The following is a 20,311-nucleotide window of genomic DNA, read 5'->3' on the forward strand; positions in this document are numbered from 1 at the left end:
TTATCATACCATCATTTTACCAGCGAACGGCTAGTTTTCCTTTATATATCTCTCTTGTTTTTCAACTTCTCTTAACTGACGCATAGATGCTTTTATCTGTAGCCGCCGCACCAATTGGAAAAAGAAAAGTGCAAACCCGATATACACGAATCCAATAACGAATGCCATTTGAAAAGCAGTGAACCATTCACTCAAAAACCCACCAGCCACCATCGCCAGTCCCATAGCACTCGTCTGTACCATGGACAAAGTGCCCGAAATCACTCCCCTTTTTGACGGAGGAAGGATTTTCATTAAGACCGTATCAAAGCAGATCGTGCTAATCCCCCCTACAAACGTAATGCTCGCCGCTACAATCAGCGCCTGTAAAAAGAAGACTGATTGACTTAACAAGAGGTGACCGACTCCTTCAAGCGCAATCATGATAACCCCTATTGTTAAATAGTTTTTTTTAAGGTAAATGGTTACCTTCGAACTAAGTACAAAACCTAGACCAAGAGCGGCGTACATGAAGCCAACGCCAAGCTCTCCACGCTCAAATTCATCAAGAGCAATCATATTCATTACAATATTATCAATCCCATTCGCTAATGGCATAAGAAGCATCATGATGAAAAAGACTTGTAACACCCGTATGCCAACAAACCATTTTATTGATTGTAACAAAGGTAAACGGACCGTTGGTATTGGCTGTTGTTCTCTTGTTTTAATAGATAAAATCGGTTTTAAGACAGCTGCCGCGATAATTAAACAAACGGCATTCAAAACAAATAACACGTTCGTTCCTATCCAAAATGCAAGTATGCCACCGATCAAGGAACCAAGCACAAGCGTATAGCCAATCAAATGTTGCTCCATTCCGTTAACGTGCAACAGGCTCTTTCTTTGTACAAGATCTGGTATCGCAGCAAATCGAACAGGTCGATAGAATGCATTGCCAATAGCAATGAGAAAAGTACTGACAAAAAGCCACCGTACATCTCCTGCACTAATTGCTAAAAGTGGTAACAAGGCAAATGGGGCACGAGCCCACGCTGACCAAGTCATCAGTTTAATTTTATGAAATCGATCCGCTAGCATACCACTTATAGGAGCAAGTAGAATTGTTGGTAATACTTGCAACGAGAGCAAGATTCCTAATGCGAACCCTGAGCCTGTCAATTGAAAGACAAGTGCAAATGAAGCAACTTGAGCAAATCGATGACCAATTTCGACAAAAAGTGAACTCCAAAACAAATACGAATATTCTTTCTCTTTCTTAAGTATACTTGCCATATTCCCTCCATCTAATTAGATAATTATCAAAATAGATTCCAAAAAAGAGAACCTGCTTAAACAGGCCACATCTCTTTCGGATTCAATTCATATTGCTGTTCATTTCGGTACATAAAATGAGACATGATTAATTCCCTTCTAATTGTTGCAAAATCACTGTTATAGCGTTTAATTACTTGATTAACATCTGTTTCAGCGTACTGGCGCCCTTCATCAAATTGTCGTGCGATCACTTCGAGTATAATAAGTCTTTTCTTCCGTTGCGCAGGTAGATGGCTTAACATTCCCTCTCGATTAAAAAAGCTTTTTACAACGGATGCCTTTTCTTCAATCGTTACATCAAAATACTCAAACCGGTCATCTCCACCAATACGAATGATAGCCTCTGCCATTTGCTTGAGCTTCGACTCATTCAAATGAAAATAGATGGTGTTCTTGTCTCTTCGTTGGTAAATCACATCAATTTCTTTTAGCTTAGTTAAGTGATGAGAAATAGTTGGTGGGGTAAGTCCAAGCTTCCCTGCAATGGCACCATTGTGAAGTGGCCCTGCTTTTAACATGCTAATTATTTGAATTCTTGTCTTATCCCCAAGCGTTTTATGAAAATGAACCATTCGACTTAATTGCATGATATCCCTCCATCTAATTAGATAATAATCGAAATAGATGAAAATGAAAAGAGGAATCATCACTTATTCCTCTTAAAAAATGGCTGATCGAGTAATAATATCGTCACTTGTACATTGTGTGGCTTCAAATATGGTTAACCCCGTCTCTTCTAAGAACGCTTTAACAACAACATATCCGACTGCATAACCGGCCGCAAATGAAAGACCTACTGGTTGATAGCCTCTCTCTGTTGCATAAGAATCACCGAACATATAGCTACTTACTTCTGCAAAACCTTTAATGTGTAAGGCATCTTTTATAACAGATATGGAATCATTTAAATCATCTTCATCTAAGCCAGTTACCCAAGGACCGAGCTGCTCTTTTCCATAAATGGTTTCTGCGAAAACATCTGCTAACCCTTCAATAACAATGTATTCCCCTACAGTTACATCGCCATGGCTCCAATTAAAATAAGAAAAACGCAGATTATGATGAAATTCATGGGCAAGCAACCCTTCAAAACGGCTAGTATTTCGCTCATTCGGAAACAGAAGCACCATCAAATAGCCTGGAATCCCACCGAATCCTGTATACCCTTCGTGCAAGCTTAACTTCTCTTCATCTGCTAAATAAATCCCTAATTGAATGGCATTCGCTCTCACTTCTAAACCTTGATCGTTCGCTACTTCCAGTAAATGTTTTAATGCCCGTTCCCCGCGATCAACTATGTTCATAGTTCGTAACCGTTCTACTCCCTTTTTCAGAACCTCTCGGTCTTCTAATTTAGCGAAACCTAACATGTCCGCAGCATAGAGAACGTCATAACCATTTGATTGTTTTGCCTTCATTGGCACTTGCAAGTACGTCCACATCGTCTTTAATGGTTCCATCATCGTATAGCGAAAAAATTGTTGTTTTTGCTCCAAGGTCTCGCACCGTAGTAACTCCTCATATTGTTGTAATGGATCATTTACCTTTATGATCATCGTATCCCCTCCTATGCTTACGATAGTGGATAACGTAACGTGAAGGTCAACATAAAAAATAAGAATTTACTTTTAAATAGGCTTTTGCTATAGTAAAGTCACAAATCTCGATGAAGTAAATTTTCTAAATAATTAATTTATAATAGTAACGACAAAAAATCCGCAAAAATCCTTCTGTTTCGCTAAAGGAAATGCAGTTAAAGCAGCGAATACAAAAGAAAACGAATCTTTTTTTAAAGAAGAGGCATGAATTCTTTTGGGATTGCCTAAGATGAAGATAGAGTACATCTTCGTCATAAGCAAAAGGTTTGCGATTATGTGAAAACAGGTACACACTAGAGTGAAAAGGCGAAAGGGTGATAAGGATGGAACAAGCCATTGTTTATGATCTTCTTAATCAACAATTTTTACATGCCTTAAAAGAATTGGCGGCACGACCAGCTGACGAAGATCAACAAATGGCAGCTGACATAGTGGGCTTACTTACGAAAAACCCTCAAGCTATTCATGCCATTGATAGCGACTATAAAGAAGCAACGATCATGGCGTGCTGGTCACCTCAGTTAACCAATCAATCTCATTGCACAAATCCTTCATAAACTAGAGGAACGTGTCCCTGCTCATCAACTCAGTTGATGAGCTTTTTTAGAGCACACTCCTCGTCCACTACCTTTCCTGTTGTCTTTTTTCATGATATCGTGTACAATCAAGAGCGGTTAAACTGTATACTTCGAACAAAAGTTTTTAACTTGTGGACCTTTTCAGAGCGATAACTGCTCTTTTTCCGCCACACTGGGCTTCGTGCCTAGTGTGGCTTTTTTATGTAATTAAGGGAGGTAAAAAAATGAAATCAACATGGCTCTATTCATTAGCTGTATTAATCGGGGGTGCTTGCTTTGGCATTTTATCCACTTTTGTCAAAATTGGTTACGGACAAGGAGCTGACCTCGTTCATGTGGTCATAACACAGTTCTTTTTTGGTTTTCTCATTTTAGCAATCTTACTGTTTTTCTCAGCTCGTAAAAAAATACCCTTAAAGATGGTAGTGGCTCTACTCGCTTGTGGTATCCCTACAGGTCTTACAGGCATTTTTTATTATCATTCGTTGCAAACATTAGATGCATCACTTGCCGTTATTTTTTTGTTTCAATTTGTATGGATTGGTTCCTTTTACGAATTTATTTTCGCAAAAAAAATACCATCAAAACGACGCCTTCTTTCTATTGGCGTGTTGATAGCTGGGTCCATTTTAGCAGCTGGTGTTTTACAGACAGCTGTACAATTTGATTGGGTTGGTGCCTTTTGGGCGTTGCTTAGTGCATTTTGCTCTGCTTTATTTATGTATGTAACTGGCGTGGTCGGTACTGAAGTTCCTGTTGTCCAAAAAGGATTTATCATTTCCATCGGTGGGTTCCTCTTATCAGCGATCATTCTTGTACCGACAGCAGAAACCCTTTCATTCACTGGAATTGAGACAGGATTTATCGGTATTGCCTTTTTACTTGGCTTATTTGGCATTGTCTTGCCTCCACTCATGTTCTCAATTGGTATGCCAAAGATAGGCTCTGGTCTAGGGGCCATTCTTTCTACAGCAGAACTACCTGTTGCGCTAATTTTATCCATTGCCTTACTTGGTGAAACGATTTTACCCATGCAATGGGCAGGTGTCGCCATTATTTTCGCGGGTATTTTCTATGGCAACGTTGAAAGAAAAAAAGTCAGATACGAGTACGCAAGGGAATAACCTTGCGTACTTTTTAGTTGTCTAACGTTTTTGTCATCTTAACAATTTCTTGTTGATATCCGAATGTTTCGTAAAACGCGACTGCATGCTCATTGGCTTTAAAAACATCTAAAACAATTGTATTCACTTCTTGTTCCTGTGCCCATTCTTCTGCTTTTTGCATGAGCCGCTTCCCAACACCCTTCCCCTCGGCTTCAGACGTGGTGGCAACAGCCGATATGTACGCTTGTCGCTCATTAGTAAAAAAATCACTTTGTAAGCGCATTTCCAAAAAACCTAAAAAATGGTGATCCTTTTCAGCAATGAAGAGGGACAAGTCGTCACGCTGAAGGGATTCTAGTAATAATGCTTCCTGTTTTTGTTCCATCGCTACTCGATCACGATGTTTCATTAAGCCAAATTGCAAAAATCGTTTTGTTAACGCCATTACATTACTTCGATCTTTTTCTTCAAATGAACGAATTTTCATAGTTAGCCTCCTTGTTACTACCTTATTGGAAAGCAGATGTAAACACAAGACTAGCGACGGTAAAAAAGACTTAATGACCGATGGTACTCATGATCATTAAGTCTAGGATGATAACATTTCTATGATAGCTCCACTGTATCCATCTTACGTAACGTGCTATCTCCTAAAACATCTGACCGACTAACGGCACCACTCGCCATTCGACTTAAAAACACGGCAAGAACACCTGGTAATAGAAGCGCATTCCCAACAACTGTAAACGCAAGCAATCCAGCAAATATAATAAGTTGTAGAAAGCAGCCGATCGTATACAATGGATACTTTAACAATAATTTCAAACTAATCCCCATAGCTCTTACTAAGCTCACGTTGTATTTATTTATAAGTGGGACGGTGTAAAGCTGACTTAAAAGAACCATTCCTGCAAAATAGCTTTGAAAACAAGCGATAGCAAACGCTACATAGCTTTGCTCTACCGACCAATGCCACCATGAAGCAACGAGTATAACAGCAAACCCCCCAAAAAAGAATGAAAGACCTAACGCTTTAAAATACTGGCATTTTAAAGAAATGAAAAACGTTCGCATTAACGGGACGTTTTTATTTGTTAATACCGTTTCCATACTAGCAGCAGCCGCTAACCAAACTGGTCCACCCAAAAAAAGCACAAAGGCAATCGCTAACTGCCACGGCAAAAATAATAGAAATGGGACGCATAGAAGAGAGACCAATACACTTATTGAGATAATTGAAACAATATGCTGATACAAATCTTTTGCCGTTATACGCACTATCGATGTAACTGAAAACATAGCCTCACCCGATCCTTTGTTTCGTTTCTAGATCAAATAAATGCATTTTTTCCGTTTGAAACGTCATCGCTATCGTTTCACCTGCTTTACTAAAATGTTCTCCAGCCGTTTTTGATATAACCGACTGTTTATTAAAAGAAAAGTACAGAAGATTCTCTGCCCCTAAATGTTCAAATACCTTCACCTTCACTTCTACATTCCCCTTTGGGTCTAGTAAAATATGTTCTGGCCGAATGCCAAACATGACATTTCGATTGACGTAGGCACGAACATAGTCTTGTAAATCTAAAGGAATATCTAAGAGATACTCCCCCATCTGTAACTGCTTCTCTGACAGGACGTAAGCAGGAATGAAATTCATTGCGGGAGAACCGATAAACCCTGCCACAAACATATTTTGTGGTCGTGCATACAACTCTTTCGGTGAAGCGATTTGCTGAACTTTCCCTTCGTTCATTACAACAATTCGTTCGCCAAGTGTCATTGCTTCTACTTGATCATGGGTGACATACACAATAGTTGCCCCTAATCGTTGATGAAGCTCTGCTAGTTCAATTCGCATTTGCACTCGTAGTTTTGCGTCTAAGTTCGAAAGTGGCTCATCAAAAAGAAAGACTTTAGGGTCTCGTACAATAGCTCGACCTAACGCAACCCGTTGACGTTGCCCTCCTGACAACTCCCGTGGCTTTCGATCCAATAATTGATCCAATCCTAATATTCTCGACGCATATGAGACTTTTTCTTCTATTATCGCTTTGTCCATTTTCATATTTTTTAAACCAAAACTTAAGTTTTGTTCAATCGACATATGAGGGTATAGCGCATAATCTTGAAAAACCATGGCAATATCCCGATCCTTTGGATGAACATGATTAACAAGTTGGCCATCAATATAAATATTTCCATCTGTTTGCTTCTCAAGCCCTGCAATCATTCGGAGGGATGTTGTTTTTCCACAGCCTGATGGGCCTACGAAAACAAGAAACTCTTTGTCTTTAATCTCGAAGTTTGCTTCGTCAACGGCTGTAAAGATACCACCTTTTTTTGTATCAGCAAACGTTTTTGTAATCCCTTCAAATACTATCGTTGCCATTTTTTCACCTACCCTTTCACCGCACCAATCGTAATGCCTTGTAAGAAATACTTTTGCAAGGAAAAAAACAAGATAAACATTGGCAATGCTGCAATAACTGAACCAGCCATCATCGCACCAAAGTCGGTGGCTTCGGCAAATTTAAAGCTCGCTAGTCCAATCTGAATCGTTCTCATTGAACTTGTTTGTGTAACGAGGAACGGCCAGAAAAATTCATTCCACGTAGCCACAAATGTAAAGATTGCTAACACAGCCAAACCAGGCTTTGAGATGGGTAGAATAATTTTATAAAAGATTCGCCATTCACTACAGCCGTCAATTCGAGCTGCTTGAATAAGCGTTGATGGCAATGTTGACATGTATTGCTTCATTAAAAAGATGTTTCCTACAGTCGCAAACATTGGTAGCATAATCGCTGTATACGTATTTCCTAGTTGAAACGTGTTCACCACAATAATATAAACTGGAATAAGCGTCACTTGTGCTGGAATCATCATCGTTCCAAGTAACATCCAAAAAATTGTATTCCTACCAGGAAAACGAAGCTTTGCAAAAGCATAGCCTGCTAGCGAACAAAACAATACATTTGTGAACGTTAGAACCGATGAAATAAACAAACTGTTTCCAAGCCATCTCATGGCATCGGTTTCAGTAAAAAAGCGGATATACGTAGCAACTGATGGGTTTTTCGGAAACCACTCTGGAGAAAAAGATGCACTCATGGATGTGTCTTTAAAAGACATGACAAGCATCCAATATAACGGGATTAATGTAATGACGATCCAAAACAATAAGATGGCGTAACTGACTATTCTTGCTGCTATTCGTTTTCCATTTGCGCGCTTTATGCTTGAGTCTTTTTGATGGTGAAAAGCAGGCTGATTCACGCTCAATGCCCCCTTTTTTAAAATTCGACATCACTTGACATTAGTTTAAATTGAAAAACAGAGGCTAGAATAATGACAATTCCAAGGGCAAAGGATTCAGCAGCCGCTAGCCCAAATTGATAATATTCAAAAGCATGTACATAAATTAAATACGCAATGGTGGTTGTGGCAAAATTCGGTCCACCTTGAGTCATTAAATAAATACTCATAAACACTTGGAAGGAGCCAATAATCCCCATTACAAGCAAGTACAGAGTCGTTGGTTTTAAAAGCGGCATCGTAATGTTTTTAAATTGAGACCACCCGCTGGCATGATCGATATCTGCAGCCTCATACAAAGACTTCGGAATCCCACCTAGGGCAGCTAAATACAAAATAATCCCTGCACCATGACCCGTTAACCAGCTCATTAAAATAAGCGAAAATAATGCTGTACTTCTGCTTCCGAGCCACATCGTATTCTCCATACCGATAAAACTTAGAATCATATTTAAAAGCCCCATATTTGTCGGATCATAAATCCAGAACCAGACAAGCGCCATCGTTACACCAGAAGCAACAGTAGGGAGATATAAAGACGCCTTAAAGAAGGTTTGTACTTTTTTTCCTCTTGGAAAGATAAGCACCGCCAGCACAAGCGTAATTCCAACGCTCACCGGTACAGTCGCTACCGTAAAAACAAACGTATTGCGCATAGAGCGCCAAAATATCTCATCTTGAACCATGGTTTGATAATTCTCTAGCCCAATAAATGTAGATCCCATAACATGGTATTGTTGAAAGCTCATAATAAACGCATAAATAACTGGAATAAACGTGAATAGCAAAAAGACAAGAATAGGAACAAGAATGAACACATAACACCATCCGTAGTCTCTTAAAAAGAGGGTCAGTTTAGACGGTGATGCCTGTACGGTTTCTGCCATAAGAAGCACTCCTTTATCAAGAAAGTAGAGGAGAGAAACGAGCCCCCTACTTTCCGGTTAACTAAGGTTGGTACTTTGCTGCTGCTGCTTCCGTCTTAAATTTTTCAAACGCTTCCTCAGGCGTTAATTCTCCACTAATTAGACCTTGAAATGTCGGAACAACGACCTGTGTTTTAAACATGTCGTCTTTAGCAGCAAGCTCACTCGTAATTGGATTTGGCGGTAATACGTTACTCGCAAGTCGTTCAGCGGCAAGCCTATTCTCATCTGAAAGTGGTAGCTCATATTTATCAGCTGCTTCTTTATGAATAATCGGTAAAGCGAGGGCGGAGGATGTCTTTCCAATTGCATCTGCACCAGCTAAGTGTTCAAGTACTTTAACGCTATTATCGATATGCGCATCATCAGCATTATTTTGTGTGAATAATAAGTAACCTTCAGCCCCACCTTGTGAAACCTCTACTTCTCCCTCGTGATGAGGAATTGGAAGCAAGACAAAATCTAATTCTTTTCCTTCTGTAACACCATCTTGAATCTCTTGGTTACGATTTTGAACGATTGCATCTGCGTAAGGAATTGCCCGTCCGTAGAAAAGGGCTTGGTAGTTGTAATACATTTCTTGTCGTTTTGCCGCATCAATGGCTGCAGTCTCAGCGGGCATGATTCCTTCATCTCTTAACTTCACAATAAACGCCATTGCTTCTACTATTCTGTCGTCATCCCATTGAATACCCTCTTCTGTCATTCGATAAGGGATTCCATTATTTCGAGCTAAATGGTCTAATAACTCTTCATCAACACCTTGAAATACAAATCCATATTGCTGATCACCGTGATCATTTTTCTGTTCGCCGATAGAAGCTAGCTCATAAAATTCATCCCATGTCCAGCCTTCTGCCTGAATTTTCTCATAATCGACATCGTATTCTTCAAGCAATGCTTTATTGCCACCCCATACATGCAGATATTGATATAACGGTAAGCCATACATGGACCCTTCTAACGTCATATGATCAAGTGCTATCTCATCATAATCGCTTAAATCAATGGATAATTTGTCATCTATAGGTACTAAAAGCTCTGTCTCTTTATATTTTCCAAGTGGACGACCAAAATATAAATCAGGTGGACTGCCTGAATTCAAGGCAATATCGAACTTCTGTAATCCTTCTGCCCAAGATAGCACTTCATACTCTACTTTAATTGTCGGATTCTCTTTTTCAAAAGCAGCAATAGATTCTTTTAATTCCCCTTCATATTCACCATGAACAGGATACGTCCATACTTTTACGACGTCTCTTTTTTCTTCATCCCCTCCACCACACGCCGTTAACGCAACAAGCATAGCGCCTGTTACGGTGGAAAGCATTAACAGCTTCTTCATTCCCATTTCCCCCTTTTTTCCGTTACTTCCTCTGCTTTCTTTCCCCCTCCTTTTTGTCAGTCGATAGTACAATGTATGCCCTAGAATCTTTGGACATACCATTTTCAGCTAAAACAGTATAACGTTTATGGTGCTTATCAATCGAGAGAAAATGCTAGCAGAAATTACTATATTAAAAAAATAATGACGACTTCCTGATAACTATGTATAATGATGTACACACAGAGAGAACAAAAGTATTTTTAATTAGCACTACACGGGGTGAGAGTATGAAACAAATTGAAACCATTAGTTCGTTCGCAGGAAAGTATTTTGTTTTTTTCGTCATAGGTGCAAGCGTGTTTGCTTTCTTACAACCGGAACCATTTTTACCTATCGCTAGCTATGTTCCTATTTTACTGGGCGTCATTATGTTTGGGATGGGCATGACGTTAAAGCCTGTTGATTTTAAAATGGTAGCAAAACACCCATTACCTGTATTTCTTGGGCTTGTTGCTCAATTTACCATTATGCCATTAACAGCATTCGGCATTGCCTACTTATTAAGTCTTCCACCAGAATTGGCAGCTGGTCTCGTTTTGCTTGGTTCTGTACCAGGAGGAACATCGTCAAACGTTATGGTGTACCTTGCAAAAGGAGATTTACCTTTATCAATTACCATGACGTCATTTTCCACTCTTGTAGCACCAATTGCTACTCCAGCAATTCTATATATTCTTGCTAACCAATGGATGCCTGTTCAATTTTGGGACATGTTTACCATGATCGTACAAGTTATTATCATTCCAGTGGCTCTTGGCGTTACGATAAAACGATTTTTGCCTACTTTTGCTCAGCAAACAGAAAAAGCAATGCCTCTCGTTTCCGTATTAGCAGTATTAGCTATTCTATCTGCTGTAGTTGCTGCAAACAATGAGGCTCTCGCTTCTACCGGATTCATTGTCTTTTTCGCTGTCATGCTTCATAATGCAGCTGGATTAATTCTTGGTTACCTTGCCGCTGCTGCGTTCCGTTTATCACCTAGTCAATGTAGAGCGGTCTCAATTGAAATTGGCATGCAAAACACAGGACTCGGGGCGACCCTTGCTACTGCTCACTTAACGCCATTTGCTGCGATTCCGAGTGTATTTGGAGCAGCTTGGCATAACTTTACCGGAACCATTGTCGCAACCTATTGGGCAAGAAAAAAATTGGATGATGAATCTGTACCCCCACAGAAAAAAAGTGCATAGCAATAAAGGCGAATGATCGTTACAGGATCATTCGCCTTTTGCTTTAAAAAGACGTCACTCACACGACGTTAACCATTCCTACATCTAAGTAGAAGCTTCCACCACTAGGGTGTATAAGGTTTCTTTATCCTCACATACTAAAGCTACCTAGGAGGAGGACAAGAAAATGAAACGATACCAGCTACTCGTTCTACTTACGATCGTACTCTTGAGCGTCACCGATCCATCTGATAGCTTTGCAGCGATTAAAGAACGATATGAATATGAACAAACAGGTAAAGTTTTTTGGGAAGCTGATACAGACGAAACCAAACTGGCTTTAACCTTTGATGATGGACCTCACCCTGCTAACACACCTGAACTACTGGATATTCTAAAAGCATATAACGTAAAAGCGACTTTTTTTGTTGTCGGAAAATGGGTCAAAGCCTATCCTGACATCGTCCAACGCATGCTTGATGAAGGACATGAGGTGGCGAACCATACATATTCTCATATTTATGATGAGGCCATAACAAAAGAGGATTTAATGGAGGAAATTGATCACGCCAATCAAGTTTTAGAGGAAACGGTTCATATTCGCCCAACCTATTTCCGTCCCGTAGGAGGATATTACACAGATGATATTATTGATGCCGCCATTGACTTAAAACAAGATGTACTCCTCTGGTCTTGGCATCAAGACCCTCGGGATTGGGCTGGAACGCCGACAACTGAAATTGTGAAACACGTTGTCGATCATGCACAAGGAGGCGACGTCATTTTACTTCACGATGGTGGCGGAGATCGCCAAAAAACATTGCGAGCAGTGAAATTGATTATTCCTGTTTTAAAACATCAAGGGTATCAATTTGTTACGGCTTCAGAACTTTTAAAGCCCTCTCCTATCTACTTAAATTAAAAGAAGAGTTTCTCCGAAAATTAACAACAAGCAAGGCATCCCCTGTGCCTTGCTTGTTCCTCATTTTAAATTTAAAAATTGAAGGATACGGTCAATAAACGTTTGCTCTTCTTCCTCTTCTTGCACGTCAACAGGAAGCGCTTCTTCTTCATCCTCTTCTTCAATCTGCTTCAATGGTTCAGAGCGAATAATCTGATTGTCATCTTCTATGACCAATGATCCGTTTCGAATATCAAACTGCAGATCGGCATCTTTTTCAAACGTAACCGATGTTGTATGTTCAAGAATATATTCGTTCCCATAAACGTCTTCGAACTGCTTCCCTTTTTCTACCGTTTTTGTGTCGTACGTATCAACACCATATTCAAGGAGTCGCTTTGTATCATTGTAACTATCGGTTGTTGTTGGTGCATTTAGTGTAACAACAATATATTCATCGTTATCAGCCTCATAGGTCGTCACTAGTGTAAAACCTGATTGAGAGACAAACCCATTTTTCACACCTGTTACATTCTCATGATCACGCACAAGTTGATGATGGTTATACAGGGTTGTTTCCCATCCTTCACCTACCCATTCTAATTCTTCTGTTGCGACAATTTCTCGAAATGTGCTATTCTTCATAGCATACTTCGTTATTTTTGCCATGTCTGCAGCTGTTGTATAATGATCGTCATCGTATAAACCATGTGGATTTGTAAAATGCGTATCCGAAACACCGACTTGTTCTTCTACAAACGTATTCATCAGCTCTGCAAACTCTTCTTCACTACCTGCCATATGCTCAGCTATAGCTGTACCAGCATCATTACCTGAATTGATTAGTAAACCTTGTACAAGCTGCTCTAGCTTCATCTCTTCCTCTTCTAAAAGATAGACAGAAGTTCCAATGACATCAACAGCATTCTCACTAATTGTCACCATGTCATTCAAGTCCCCGTATTCAATCGCAAGAATACCTGTTACGATTTTGGTTATGCTTGCTGGGTACATTTGTTGATCGGCTTCTTTATCAAATAGTATTTCTCCTGATTTTGCACTCATCAACACCGCTGCTTCACTATGTACATTCGGTGCATCTTCTGTGTTTGCAACTACTGAGTTCGATGACACAGCTAGTATAACGATAACCATCATTGCACAACAAACGGTACGTAATTTGGTTCCCATATGAATTCCCCTTCGACTTCATTCTACAATTTCCCCATCCTATATTTAAGCAGAAGGAGATCAAAGGGATGTAACAAAGAGATAACAATATTGTTTCAAGTCCCTAACGATTAAGCGTTATGTGGTACAAGCTTGGCATGAACAACAAAGCGACCATCCGAACCAGCAGTGTCATCGCACGTCGAAAGCGTAATGATTCGATCACTGCTTGATACCTCGGTAGTTGATGAATACATCGATCGCGCCTGTACTTCTTTTAAAAATTCACTGTATGCCTCATCATCTTCAAAGTCCGTTTCAATGTAATATACATCTGTTGTCGTATAATACACCGAAAAAACGTCAATCGTATATTGTCCAACTGGTGTGTCAAAAAAATGACCGTGGCTATTGTAAAAGAATGCTTCGTCCGTAAACCGCTCTAGCTTATTAAACATTGTTCCGTCCCTCATATGATGACCATATAAAATGGTGTGTTTCGCTTCTTCAGGATGGTTTCGATAATCCATGAAAATGCTACCTGCTCTTGTACGTTCCCCTTTGTAATTCCGATTTAAATAGTAATCATTATCACTACTTTGTAAAATAGGGTAATGAATGACTGTGTCATTAATAGAAATCCATCCGACAATATCTTGATTCACGGATTGTAGCTCGTCAAAGGCATTTTCACCCTTACTGCTTCTTTCTTTCTGGAACAAGTGAGGGTCAGAATAGATTGCTTTTGCTTCTAACAACGTTTGCTTATTTTCGTACGAATCATACCAGATATAAAGAAGATGACCACTCGCATAAAGAAACACAAGTGCAAAAAGACCAGTTACGCCTTTACTCCACATCTGTTTCATTTTTTCACACCCCTTCCCTTGACACTTTCCCTGTCGGAATAAGCAACGGCCTTGTTCCTTCACTCCCTTTATCAATACGCGCCCGTACACAAAATACGTCTTCTACCAACGAAGTTGTCAACACATCCTGTACGTTTCCTGCTGCTACCAGCGACCCTTCTTTCATTACCCACAAATCATCACTATATTGCAACGCTTGGTTTAAATCATGTAAGACCATTACGATGGTTTTGCCTTGCTCCCTTTTCAACCCTTCAATTAAATCAAGTAATTCAAACTGATGATAAAGATCTAAATACGTCGTTGGTTCATCTAAAAGTAATATAGGGGTCTGCTGAGCCAGAGAGAGTGCCAACCATACTCTTTGGCGCTCTCCACCTGACAACTGGAGGAGAGATTTGTTAGCCATGGTGTCTAGACCTGTCATCGCTAACGCTTCCTCAACCGCTTGCTCATCTTCTTTTTTCCATGAACGGAATCTGTTCTGATATGGAAACCGCCCGTACTTTACAAGGCTTTTAATGGTAAATTCATGTGCAACATCGTTTTGCTGGTATACAATCGCTAGTTGTTTTGCCCAATTTTTCAAAGAATACGTATCGATATTTTTCTTATAGAGAGTGGTATACCCTTGTTGCACGTGAAGTTGTCTTGCTAAAAGCGATAACATAGTGGACTTCCCACTACCGTTCGGTCCTACTATAGACGTGATGTGGCCAAGCCGAATTGAACCACTTAATTTATCTATGAGTGGTTGCTGCTTACTATAGGAGAAAGACACATTATGTAGTTCCATCATTGATACGCCCCCTGACTAGCAAAAAGATTAAGAACGGTCCACCTATAATCGACATAAAAATGGATGCTGGAATCTCATTCGGTGCTAATACGAGCCTGCCAAGTGTATCTGCTAGTAATAAGATCCAAGCTCCAGCAATGGCACAGAATGGTAGCAACCACTTATAATCAGAACCAATTAGTTGTCTACCAATATGAGGAACTAGTAATCCTAAAAATGCAATGACTCCCGCGACTGCTGTTGCAATGGATGCAAGTACAACCGCTATTATTGACACGAGCAAACGAGTCGATGTTACTTTCATTCCAATTCCAAGGGCTGTTTTATCACTAAGTAATAATCGGTTGCAAGCTCCCGCTAGGAACAAAGAAAGCAAGATTGCGACACCACCATAAAGCATTATCATTGTTGCATCAGACCACGTTTTCATCGCTAACGTGGAAGTCGTTGCTGCCGAAATACTCGTAACCGAATAACTTCCTCGATAGTTAAATACGTCCGCTAATCCTGTAAATGTAGCGTGAACTGCTACACCGATCAAAATCAACTTTAGTGGGTTTAAACCGCCTCGATAAGCAAAGCTATACACAAGGAGAAAAGCAATAATACCTCCAATAAAAGCAAAGAGTGGCATAAAGAAATACAACTGCGGATAAAGGGTCACAAACAATAACGAGGTAAAGCTCGCACCTGACGAAATCCCAATAATACTTGGATCTGCAATCGGATTCCTCATTACAGATTGCATTAATGCACCTGAGATGGCTAAAGCTCCACCTGCAAAACAAGCGATGATGATACGTGGAAACCGTAGATCATAAATAACGTTGACCTCTTCATCTGTTTTTGAACCTAAGCCATCTAGTAGTTGAGTAAATGATATACGAATACTACCACTCATAACAGCTAGATAGAGGAGGAAGAGAAATGTAATGATTACACTTGCAAAAACAATGGTTTTCTTCACCTTTCGTTGTCCTCTGGATGCAACATTTCCTCTAAGGCATCCAATGCTTCAAGAACAGCCATGTTTCCAGTCGTTCCAAACAATTTTTCCTCCAAATCGTAAACACGCCCTTTTTCCACTGCATGAAAATGTTTCCAAATATCATTGCTTTTAAATTCTTCATCAAACATCTCGATCACCTCTTCTGGCATACCATGGGCTGCACGTAAAATAATATCTGGATTCGATTGCTGCAAATATTCTGTGTTTGAAGCTAAATACTCCATATCATTGTCGACATCAATTGCTATTTCTCCTCCAGCAATCTCAACAAGATTACCTATATATGAATGTTTAGTAGCAACAAGATAGCTTCCCGGAACCCCCATCAAAATGAGAACCGACGGCTTCTCGCTATGGCGATAGGTCTCTTCAAGCGCAGCTATTCGACTATTGAATCCGTTGGCTAAAGCAGTCGCTTCATCCTCACGATTGTACCGCTCACCGATACTCAAAATTTCTTGAATCATGCCTTCAACACTTTGAAAATCTAAAAACTCTGCCTCAATCCCAGCTGATGTAAAAGGTTCTTCTAAATCAACTTGCAACGTTGATACACTCCAAACAACATCCGCCTGTAACTGTCGAATTTGTTCTACATCTGGGCTCATTGGATTACCTAGTTCTGTCACATCGTCATAACGCGTAGGCAGTTCTTTATAACTGGTTGGAATACCGACTAACTCTAAATCAAGAGCAGCCGCTAATTCTGTTGCAGATACTGTCGTAGCAACAATTCGCTCTTCTTGAACGGAAGCAGCAGAAGAAGGAGAGTGATCTCCTTCTTTTGGATCACTTGTTGGCTGACATGCCGCAAACAGAAACAAACTCGTTAGCACGACGCCATAAAGTGACTTCTGCATAGCCATCCCTCTTTTCATTATTATTACAACGCTTTTCTCCTGTTTTGTCTCCATTTCCATACAAAAAATGAAGTAGACAGTAAAAGCAATGCGATGTAGAAGCTTACTAAGGCAGGGTCTGACGTTTGTGGGTTTTGCTGATTAACGTTCGCTGCATTCCCTACTCCACTCCCTGCCCCATTATCAGAACGATCATACGTAAGGTCATTGTCATTACCGTTATTAGTGCCATTCCCATTGTCATTGTTGGTTCCTAAATGAGTCACAGGATTTGGCGCTTGATCCGCTTTAACGAGGGTTAAACTTTCTCGATCAAATTGAATATCTACTTCATATTGATTGTCATAGTCAAAACCAGGAATTCCTTTTACAATAATATGGACCCAGGCATCAATCGCTTCGTGGATAGACTTTGTTTCAAAACGCACTGTTTGCTCGTTCTTATCAAGATCTTCATTTACGACGACTGGACGGACTCCATTAATTTTCAGATCTTCGTACCATGTACGATTTGTTAATGTAAGATCGATTGTATACGTACCATCCTTAAAAAAGACAGTAGCAGGTTTTTTCGTGTACTCGTCCATTACCGATGTCTCTGTCGTACCTTTCTTTAAAACAGAAAAACTAACAGTATACTCACCATTCACAAGTTCTTCATCAAGTGAGCGCTCTTTGTGATCACTTTTTGGTTTTTCTTCTTTTGGTTTTTCTTCATCAACTGGAGTCGGCTCTTTTTCTTTTTCGACTAATGTTAAAGATTCCTCGTCAAATTGAAGCTGAGCATCGTACTGATTATCGTACTCAAAACCAGGTATCCCTTCTACACGAATGTGTACCCATAGATCAACCAACTCATTTAAATTTGAAACAGCAAAACGAACAACTCGCTTGTCTTCTGTTTCATCAACTGTCACTACTTCTGGACGTTGTCCGTTGATTGTTAAATCACGATACCAGCTTTCATTAAGTAACGTTAAATCAACTGTAAATTCTCCGTTTTTCACATAAATGGTTGCCGGTTTTTCTGTATAACCATCCATAACGGAAACATCACTTGAGCCTGACTTTAGCACGTTAAACTCAATCTGATATCGACCGTCTTCAAGTTCACCCTCATTAGGTTGATTCGGTGATGGTTGTTCCGGTTGTTCCGGTTGTTCTGGTTGCTCTGGTTGTTCTGGTTGCTCTGGTTGTTCTGGTTGTTCTGGTTGTTCTGGTTGTTCTGGACCATCTTCTACTTTCTTAGCGTTTTCTAAGTCGAAAAACAGACGAAAATCTTGTGTATTTTCGTAGACATTCCCATTTGGTAAAGCAACACGCATAGACACTTTGGCTGCTTGTGGATTTTTTAGCTCATCGACGTTAAACGCATATGTACGCGTATTCTCGTCTATATTTTCATTTACAATTGTACCTGTTACTAGCTCACCATTGTTCAACACTAAGTCCGTAATTTGATGACTTTCTTTTACCGTCACTGTTAATTCTTGTTTCCCTTTACCGATCGTCACTTGTGCTGGATTAACCAAGTAGCGACTCATCGCCGAATCACGATCTTCGGTTGCATGCTTTGCTGCAAACGGCACATCATATTTTCCATGTTGTAACGAGCTCCACGTTGGCCCTTCTTCCGGCTGTTCTTCTTTTGGTTGTTCAACTGGCTCTTCTTCCGGCTGTTCTTCCTCTGGTTGCTCACCTGGCTCTTCTTCTGGCTGTTCTTCTTTTGGTTGTTCACTCGGCTCTTCTTCTGGTTGTTCTTCTTCTGGCTGTTCTAATTCAATCATTGTTGCGTCAGCATAATGAAACGCAATATCGACATCATATTGGTTATCGTAATGAAAGCCTGGGATGCCTGTTACCACAATGTGTACCCATGCATCTACTGTTTCTGCATTCGTTGTAAAACGTACGATTTGTTTTCCCTGCTCTGTATTCTCTGAAATGACTTCAGGTCGTTGTCCTTCAACAGTAAAATCCTTATACCAACTACTGTTTGTAAGGGTTAAATCAACTTGAAAGGTTCCATCTTTCACTACAACTCTAGCTGGTTTTTCTGTATAACCATCCATGACAGAAGCCTCAGTTGACCCTTTCTTTAATACAGTAAACGGAACATCATACACACCATTTTCTATTTCATTCTTACTTTCTGCCGCAAAGCTAGTGGATGGTGCAATGAGACTAAAGACTAACAGAAATGTCAGGAGCACATTCACCATACGATTATGAATTTTCACTTTGTCTCTCCTCCTACTTTTAAGCTTGTTTTACTTGTCTACGAAGGAGTACAATAGCACTGACAATGACTAAACTCATAAGTAAAGCAATGGGTGCCCCGTCACTTGTTTGTGGGTTGTTCTCCCTCTCTGTTTTATTGCCATGAATGTGTTTTTGATCATTGTTATTTGACGATTGAGCTGCCCCAAGCGGCTCTTCGTCTTCTTTTGTTTCTTCTTTCGTTACGGTCTCACCAGTCGGCGTTAGTGTATTTTCATGGAAGTCAAGCCGAACGGTATACTGATGGTCGTAATCAATATCTGGCACAATGACATGTATTTTTGATTCTGTCATTCCATTTATATCATCTAGCGGGAACTGTACAATCCGCTTATCTGCTGCTGTATCTTCAGATAACACTGTTACGTTTGAAAAACTTCCGTTTGCCTTAGATTGATACTCCACAATCCAAGAACTATTATTTAACGTTAGTTTTGCATCGATTTGACCATTCTTAACTGTGAGTGTAGCCGGTTTTTCCCAGTAATCATTAGCAATAGACGCGGAAGAATCACTCCCATGCATGACCGTGTAATCAATTGTATACGTACCGTCTGCTAGTTCTGCCTTACTAACTGATGGGAAGACTACAGACAGAAATAAAAAGGTTGCCCCTAGTAGAAGACATACTTTATTCCATTGGATACTCATTGCATCTCTTCCTTTTCTATATTGTTTATTTAGGCCTCTTGGGTTTTCGGTAAAGGCATCCGAACAATTTTAACTTCGTAAAATTCAATTTCATTTCCTAAAATGTAGTCAGGTCGAGCATTCTTCCCAGAGTGCGCTTCACGAAATGCTTCACTCTTCGTCCAAGCGTGAAAGTCTGCCTTTTCCTCCCAGCGCGTACTAATTGTTATTTCATCGTGCTCTTTTTCCTTTGAATTGACCAATACTTCTAATCCAAGAAAGCCCTTTGCATATTCAATTTTCCCAATTTTGTCAAAGCGTTCTACAAGCTTGTAGCCTTCCCCTTTACGAATAAGTGTTTTATTTGCCACTATAATCATTTACTTTTCCTCCT

21 protein-coding genes are annotated in these 20,311 nt (G+C 40.0%); 4 read left to right on the forward strand and 17 right to left on the reverse strand.

Annotation, left to right across the window (positions count from 1 at the left end; all coding sequences use genetic code 11):
• Nucleotides 1-30: 30 nt before the first annotated feature.
• The 3 genes from E2L03_RS16470 to E2L03_RS16480 all read right to left on the reverse strand — a co-directional run bounded on the left by E2L03_RS16470 (nucleotide 31) and on the right by E2L03_RS16480 (nucleotide 2,873).
• The gene (locus E2L03_RS16470) at nucleotides 31-1,275 is read right to left on the reverse strand and encodes an MFS transporter (RefSeq protein WP_134259667.1); all 1,245 of its coding nucleotides are present in this window, start codon (nucleotides 1,273-1,275) and stop codon (nucleotides 31-33) included.
• 56 nt (nucleotides 1,276-1,331) lie between these two features.
• Nucleotides 1,332-1,904 (reverse strand): DUF2087 domain-containing protein, encoded by a 573-nt coding sequence (locus tag E2L03_RS16475; protein WP_124742621.1) that lies wholly within the window; start codon nucleotides 1,902-1,904, stop codon nucleotides 1,332-1,334.
• A 72-nt stretch (nucleotides 1,905-1,976) separates the two neighbouring features.
• On the reverse strand, nucleotides 1,977-2,873 hold the full coding sequence (locus tag E2L03_RS16480) for a DUF2268 domain-containing putative Zn-dependent protease (protein ID WP_134259668.1): 897 nt from the start codon (nucleotides 2,871-2,873) through the stop codon (nucleotides 1,977-1,979).
• A 365-nt stretch (nucleotides 2,874-3,238) separates the two neighbouring features.
• Here E2L03_RS16480 and E2L03_RS16485 point away from each other — a divergent pair, with 365 nt between their 5' ends.
• Together E2L03_RS16485 and E2L03_RS16490 are read left to right on the forward strand one after the other, a co-directional pair.
• Nucleotides 3,239-3,472 (forward strand): hypothetical protein, encoded by a 234-nt coding sequence (locus E2L03_RS16485; protein ID WP_038483422.1) that lies wholly within the window; start codon nucleotides 3,239-3,241, stop codon nucleotides 3,470-3,472.
• 245 nt (nucleotides 3,473-3,717) lie between these two features.
• Nucleotides 3,718-4,617 carry an EamA family transporter gene (locus E2L03_RS16490; protein ID WP_038483424.1) on the forward strand — a complete coding sequence of 300 codons (900 nt, stop codon included), beginning with the start codon at nucleotides 3,718-3,720 and terminating at the stop codon, nucleotides 4,615-4,617.
• A 13-nt stretch (nucleotides 4,618-4,630) separates the two neighbouring features.
• Here E2L03_RS16490 and E2L03_RS16495 read toward each other — a convergent pair whose 3' ends face one another.
• The 6 genes from E2L03_RS16495 to E2L03_RS16520 all read right to left on the reverse strand — a co-directional run bounded on the left by E2L03_RS16495 (nucleotide 4,631) and on the right by E2L03_RS16520 (nucleotide 10,188).
• Nucleotides 4,631-5,086: a GNAT family N-acetyltransferase gene (locus tag E2L03_RS16495; protein ID WP_095150730.1), complete on the reverse strand. Its 456-nt coding sequence runs from the start codon at nucleotides 5,084-5,086 to the stop codon at nucleotides 4,631-4,633.
• 119 nt (nucleotides 5,087-5,205) lie between these two features.
• Nucleotides 5,206-5,877 carry a hypothetical protein gene (locus E2L03_RS16500; protein WP_208394368.1) on the reverse strand — a complete coding sequence of 224 codons (672 nt, stop codon included), beginning with the start codon at nucleotides 5,875-5,877 and terminating at the stop codon, nucleotides 5,206-5,208.
• 25 nt (nucleotides 5,878-5,902) lie between these two features.
• Nucleotides 5,903-6,991: an ABC transporter ATP-binding protein gene (locus tag E2L03_RS16505; protein ID WP_124742625.1), complete on the reverse strand. Its 1,089-nt coding sequence runs from the start codon at nucleotides 6,989-6,991 to the stop codon at nucleotides 5,903-5,905.
• 8 nt (nucleotides 6,992-6,999) lie between these two features.
• Nucleotides 7,000-7,878, reverse strand: a complete 879-nt coding sequence (locus tag E2L03_RS16510) for a carbohydrate ABC transporter permease (RefSeq protein ID WP_078440027.1) — start codon at nucleotides 7,876-7,878, stop codon at nucleotides 7,000-7,002.
• 17 nt (nucleotides 7,879-7,895) lie between these two features.
• Nucleotides 7,896-8,804 carry a carbohydrate ABC transporter permease gene (locus tag E2L03_RS16515; protein WP_095150732.1) on the reverse strand — a complete coding sequence of 303 codons (909 nt, stop codon included), beginning with the start codon at nucleotides 8,802-8,804 and terminating at the stop codon, nucleotides 7,896-7,898.
• A gap of 61 nt (nucleotides 8,805-8,865) precedes the next feature.
• Complete coding sequence (locus tag E2L03_RS16520) at nucleotides 8,866-10,188, reverse strand: ABC transporter substrate-binding protein (RefSeq protein ID WP_134259670.1); 1,323 nt, start codon at nucleotides 10,186-10,188, stop codon at nucleotides 8,866-8,868.
• A gap of 269 nt (nucleotides 10,189-10,457) precedes the next feature.
• Between E2L03_RS16520 and E2L03_RS16525 the strand changes: the two genes are divergently transcribed.
• A complete protein-coding gene (locus tag E2L03_RS16525; RefSeq protein WP_124742627.1) occupies nucleotides 10,458-11,420 on the forward strand; it encodes a bile acid:sodium symporter family protein in 963 nt (320 codons plus the stop codon).
• 166 nt (nucleotides 11,421-11,586) lie between these two features.
• Complete coding sequence (locus E2L03_RS16530) at nucleotides 11,587-12,321, forward strand: polysaccharide deacetylase family protein (protein ID WP_134259672.1); 735 nt, start codon at nucleotides 11,587-11,589, stop codon at nucleotides 12,319-12,321.
• 60 nt (nucleotides 12,322-12,381) lie between these two features.
• Here E2L03_RS16530 and E2L03_RS16535 read toward each other — a convergent pair whose 3' ends face one another.
• From E2L03_RS16535 to isdG, 8 genes are all read right to left on the reverse strand, one after another.
• Nucleotides 12,382-13,491, reverse strand: a complete 1,110-nt coding sequence (locus E2L03_RS16535) for a D-alanyl-D-alanine carboxypeptidase family protein (protein WP_134259674.1) — start codon at nucleotides 13,489-13,491, stop codon at nucleotides 12,382-12,384.
• 110 nt (nucleotides 13,492-13,601) lie between these two features.
• Nucleotides 13,602-14,339: a class B sortase gene (gene srtB, locus E2L03_RS16540; protein WP_134259676.1), complete on the reverse strand. Its 738-nt coding sequence runs from the start codon at nucleotides 14,337-14,339 to the stop codon at nucleotides 13,602-13,604.
• Between the two features lie 4 nt (nucleotides 14,340-14,343).
• Complete coding sequence (locus E2L03_RS16545; RefSeq protein WP_241742035.1) at nucleotides 14,344-15,138, reverse strand: ABC transporter ATP-binding protein; 795 nt, start codon at nucleotides 15,136-15,138, stop codon at nucleotides 14,344-14,346.
• A complete protein-coding gene (locus E2L03_RS16550; protein WP_038483449.1) occupies nucleotides 15,122-16,105 on the reverse strand; it encodes a FecCD family ABC transporter permease in 984 nt (327 codons plus the stop codon). The genes E2L03_RS16545 and E2L03_RS16550 overlap by 17 nt, the downstream gene beginning before the upstream one ends.
• Nucleotides 16,102-17,007, reverse strand: a complete 906-nt coding sequence (isdE, locus tag E2L03_RS16555) for a heme ABC transporter substrate-binding protein IsdE (RefSeq protein WP_134259678.1) — start codon at nucleotides 17,005-17,007, stop codon at nucleotides 16,102-16,104. Before isdE ends, E2L03_RS16550 begins: the two co-directional genes overlap by 4 nt.
• A gap of 23 nt (nucleotides 17,008-17,030) precedes the next feature.
• The gene (locus E2L03_RS16560; protein ID WP_134259680.1) at nucleotides 17,031-19,247 is read right to left on the reverse strand and encodes an NEAT domain-containing protein; all 2,217 of its coding nucleotides are present in this window, start codon (nucleotides 19,245-19,247) and stop codon (nucleotides 17,031-17,033) included.
• A 19-nt stretch (nucleotides 19,248-19,266) separates the two neighbouring features.
• On the reverse strand, nucleotides 19,267-19,938 hold the full coding sequence (gene isdC, locus E2L03_RS16565) for a heme uptake protein IsdC (protein ID WP_051667641.1): 672 nt from the start codon (nucleotides 19,936-19,938) through the stop codon (nucleotides 19,267-19,269).
• A gap of 29 nt (nucleotides 19,939-19,967) precedes the next feature.
• Nucleotides 19,968-20,297, reverse strand: a complete 330-nt coding sequence (gene isdG, locus E2L03_RS16570; protein ID WP_134259682.1) for a heme oxygenase — start codon at nucleotides 20,295-20,297, stop codon at nucleotides 19,968-19,970.
• Nucleotides 20,298-20,311 lie beyond the last annotated feature (14 nt).

It is taken from the genome of Shouchella oshimensis (assembly GCF_004375095.1).
In the GTDB taxonomy this organism is placed as follows: Bacteria; Bacillota; Bacilli; order Bacillales; family Bacillaceae_D; genus Shouchella; species Shouchella oshimensis.